This window comes from Nocardia sp. CNY236 (genome assembly GCF_000482385.1).
Classification (GTDB): Bacteria; Actinomycetota; Actinomycetes; order Mycobacteriales; family Mycobacteriaceae; genus Nocardia.
Genome location: NZ_AXVD01000068.1, coordinates 1 through 3,803, shown reverse-complemented (window position 1 = coordinate 3,803; position 3,803 = coordinate 1). Strand labels below are relative to the sequence as shown.

Annotated in this window: 5 protein-coding genes and 1 pseudogene; 1 reads left to right on the top strand and 5 read right to left on the bottom strand. The window is 56.7% G+C overall.

Annotation, left to right across the window (positions count from 1 at the left end; all coding sequences use genetic code 11):
* Window positions 1–235: 235 nt before the first annotated feature.
* The 4 genes from K940_RS32645 to K940_RS0121365 all read right to left on the bottom strand — a co-directional run bounded on the left by K940_RS32645 (window position 236) and on the right by K940_RS0121365 (window position 2,793).
* Window positions 236–922, bottom strand: a complete 687-nt coding sequence (locus K940_RS32645; protein WP_196812333.1) for a hypothetical protein — start codon at window positions 920–922, stop codon at window positions 236–238.
* The gene (locus tag K940_RS32640; RefSeq protein WP_155981058.1) at window positions 874–1,662 is read right to left on the bottom strand and encodes a hypothetical protein; all 789 of its coding nucleotides are present in this window, start codon (window positions 1,660–1,662) and stop codon (window positions 874–876) included. Before K940_RS32640 ends, K940_RS32645 begins: the two co-directional genes overlap by 49 nt.
* A 3-nt stretch (window positions 1,663–1,665) precedes the next feature.
* Window positions 1,666–1,983 carry a hypothetical protein gene (locus K940_RS0121370; protein WP_028479131.1) on the bottom strand — a complete coding sequence of 106 codons (318 nt, stop codon included), beginning with the start codon at window positions 1,981–1,983 and terminating at the stop codon, window positions 1,666–1,668.
* A gap of 351 nt (window positions 1,984–2,334) precedes the next feature.
* Window positions 2,335–2,793 carry a YbaB/EbfC family nucleoid-associated protein gene (locus tag K940_RS0121365; protein WP_028479130.1) on the bottom strand — a complete coding sequence of 153 codons (459 nt, stop codon included), beginning with the start codon at window positions 2,791–2,793 and terminating at the stop codon, window positions 2,335–2,337.
* Between the two features lie 159 nt (window positions 2,794–2,952).
* Here K940_RS0121365 and K940_RS0121360 point away from each other — a divergent pair, with 159 nt between their 5' ends.
* Complete coding sequence (locus tag K940_RS0121360) at window positions 2,953–3,141, top strand: transposase family protein (protein ID WP_028479129.1); 189 nt, start codon at window positions 2,953–2,955, stop codon at window positions 3,139–3,141.
* 216 nt (window positions 3,142–3,357) lie between these two features.
* Here the strand turns inward: K940_RS0121360 and K940_RS32635 are convergent.
* A pseudogene (locus K940_RS32635) lies at window positions 3,358–3,615 on the bottom strand (IS701 family transposase); the annotation flags it as partial.
* Between the last annotated feature and the right edge of the window lie 188 nt (window positions 3,616–3,803).

Genomic DNA, 3,803 nt, shown 5'->3' with positions numbered 1-3,803 from the left:
CCGTAGCCGGCCACAGCGCACCGTGAGCCGGGCCGAGGAGATCAGAGAACCAATCGCACCATATCGGCGGTCCGCGCGAGGCCGGGGAACGCTTGACGACGAGCTTACGAACCAATCACCTACCAGAGGCGACCTCCTGTTCAGCTGGACGCACGAAATATCGAGGCTAGTGACACACCCGAATCTGCAAGTCAGACTCTCACTTCACAACTTGCGCCGGGTCAGTATAAGAAGTTCAACGTGGCATGATGCCTTGCATGTTGTCCGACAATGACCTCGCTATTGCCTCGGCCGCTTCTTTGGTACTTGCGGTGAGATCCCGCGAGCCCGAGTTGTCAGAAAAATCTTTCCCTGAGGCGGTGACGGTGACAACCAAGTTCTCGCTACGGAAGTTGACTTCGGATTCGACCGATTCAGATCTAGATTTGGTGGTCGTGTACGCCTCGTCGCCCACTCCGGGCAACGCTACCCCGAAACCTTGGCGGTTGTCCTTGAGATTTTCCTGGGCAGCGGAAATGGCATTATCAGCAATACTCAACATAAAGTATATAATAATCATTCGCTGCCGCGGACCAGTCGGACCCGGATCATCCCATGACTGCGCCTTGCTCACGAAAAAGATATCGCATGACTTTGTATCGGCCAGGTTGGGAACGAACAGATCACTACCTTCATAGCGAAAGTCAGGGTCGTAAAGAGGACCCGCGAAGGACTGTGTGGCAACCTCGGCGTATTCAGCAATTTCCGCGCATGATGAAGGCAGCGCTTCATATAATACCGGGTCGAGTTTCGTTGCGTTGTGAGTGCACCCAGACAAAATGGCCGACAGGGCGCTGCTGCAAATAATACCAACGGCCAGCGGCCGCGGCGATATCATGTCGGCTTCCCCCATGCGGAACCGGTTGGATTTCTGGGCTGCCACCCGGTCAGGTCACGCGAGGATGGCGCGATAGCACTCGGAACGGCAATTCCTGTTGCAGACGACAGAATATCTGTTATAGCTGCCTGGGTGTCTCTCTGAAATACCATTACCGTCTTGATGACCTCAGAGGTTTCCGCCAAGAAATCGCCGAGGGCCTGCACAAGGAAGCCTAGTTTGGCATCGCCTCCCCCTTTGACCCCACGTGTGAAAAAGGTCACTATGACATCGATTCCGACATCAAGCAGATCTCCCGAGACATCGAGCACGATTTCAGCGTAGCGCGCTATATGCCCGATAGCTTGGATATAGTTGTCCACAATGGCAGATCGAAAATTGTTGATCAGAGTGGCGATATTAGCGACTATCTCTTGTTCTTGCTTCGACACCGCGATCAGGTTATCGACGTAAGTGACCACCGCCTCTCGCGAGGTACCGTTCCACCGTGCAGTCAATTCCGCTTTCGCGGTATTCAGCCCATTGCCGTCGCCGCTTCCGTCGACGGACTGTGTAAGGTTTGTGGCTGCCTTCTGCCAGGCTTCGGTGACATCCGTGACAGCATTGGGATTCCCCAGGATTTTCCTAATTGTTTCAATTTGCGTACGAACTGCGTATACCCCGACGCGTTCCGCTACACTTACCAGAGTAGCGGCCTGATCCCAGGGAAAAACTAGCTCGGGTGGCAAATCCCATGGGTTCCGATCCGAAGGTATTGGGAACCCACTCCTTGTTCGCTCGCCCATACGTCAGTATCCTAGCTTTTCATCGATGTAACCGAAACGCCGATAGTATTCGGCGTCCAGGCTCTCGAAATGGTTCGCACACAAATCGATCCCGTCGCTAGCTGACTCTATCGCCCTCTTGCCTTGTCGTAGCTTATCACTTACATCAGCGGCGACCTGGTTGAAAGTCTGCACGATTGACTTTCCGAAGTATCCGAGAGAATCCTCTGTCAGGTTGTTTTTCTCGATCCAGTCGGCCGCGCTTCCCCAATGCCCGGAGGCCTGGCGGATCTCCTCGGCTTGAAGGCGCAATGCTGCGGGAACGACATGAAAGTCAGTCACGAGTATTGCACTCCCGATTCCGAGTTCGACGGTATGCTGGTAGGGACAACATTCAAAGACGCACGGATAGCGGACAGTACGTCATGCTCGTTCGACTGAGAAACTTCGTAGGGGTCCAAGTCGATGGCTCGCAGTTCTCCAGAGCTATTCAATGTCACGGACCCCAACTGAGTCTCGTAGTCGTCAACGACCGGAATCTGGCGATCAGGACCGCCAATTCCACGCTGGCGAGTTCGAATATCCGCAACAGCTCTCCGCCAGTTGGAGTTCATCTCTTCTACGATATGGTATATTTTGTCGAAATCCGTCACATCTGACCTTAGAATATTGAGACTGCTATGGCATGGTTGATCAGGAACGAAGATCGTCTAGCAGATCGAACGCGTCTGGAAACTGTTCTCGGAATCGCTCATACGTTTCCTGCGATGCCGTCGCGCGGGCGCGGTTGACTGCCTCCACGATCGCCCGCGCGGCTATATCCACATCGTCGGCGAGCACCCATGTGGGTCGGCTGATGTCACCGAATCCGTCCCGGAGCGTAATATCGAGAACGTGACCATCGCGCGCTATACGTGCGCTCGCGCGGCCGTCAGAGGAAGCTGCCTGGAAGGAGACGTCGGCCAGGCCCTCTCCAACACCTTCGACGCGACGACGCAACTCAGCGATCTGATGCTCACCTTCTCCAACCACGCGGATCAAGTCTTCGCTGTCCACTAATAGCCTCCCCTTCACGACATCGATATCCTTTCCCAACGATATGACCTTGTCAAATCGCAGAGCCGAAATCGCGGACTCGATACGCGCACCCACTGCTATCCATGCTGTTCCGAAACGGCCTGCTGGAACTCTGATTCGACCGCGATCGCGTGCCGGTCAGCGCTGAAGATAGACAGCCTGAACGCACCCCGGGCCGCACCCGAGCAAGGATCCCGGCTCCGGAATGCTGTGGTTCTTGCTGGGTTGCTGGATATGCTGATGTTCCTGGCCGACCCGCGAAAGCTCCATGGGGTGCGGCACCCGGTCGCCGCCATCACGGCGGTGGCGCTGGCCGCGACGCTCACGGGTGCCCGGTCATTCCAGGCGATCGCCGAGTGGGCCACCGACGCACCGGCCGACCAGCGCGAACGACCCCTACAAGGCCCCAATGCCGCACGTTAAATAGTACCAGTTAGCATTCCAGCAGCATTTGGTTATGTTTTCGGTGCCGGCGCTGGTAGTGGGCTTTTCTGGCGCGGTATTGGTGTCGGCGTCGCCAGGTTGACCACTGCCGGATGGCAGTGTGGTCGGGGTGGTGGGTGGTCACGTGTGCCAGAAGACGGCGTATTTCGCCGAGGGTGAGCGAGATGAGTTCGCTGCCAATGCTTTTGGGGAGATTGCGGTGGTGACGGCGAGGTAGGTGTGGGCGAGCATGGCGAGGGTGATGTGGCGGTACCAGGCGTGGTAGCGGCGGACTTGGTAGTGGTCGAGGCCGATTTCGGTTTTCGCGGTCTGGATGCAATCCTCGGTGGCCCAGCGGGTGCCGGCAACCCGGATGAGGGTGTCGTCGCTGGTGGCGGTGGGTGCGTAGCACAGGTAGTAGGCGATTTCGAGTTCGCCTTTGCTGTTGGGGGTCAGGGTCCGGCGGGTTAGGATTCGACGGCTCCACCCCGCGGCGGTGGTTCGTGGCGCGGCAGTATCCAAGTCACCTCGATGCCGCTGCCCCGGAGGCCGATCTGCGAATTCAAAGGATCAGAAGATGAAGCGCCCTATTTCGCTATCAAGTGGGGACCAGCAGAATTCTATAAGTACCGCTCCAGACATATTGATAGGTTCTGGGCGGC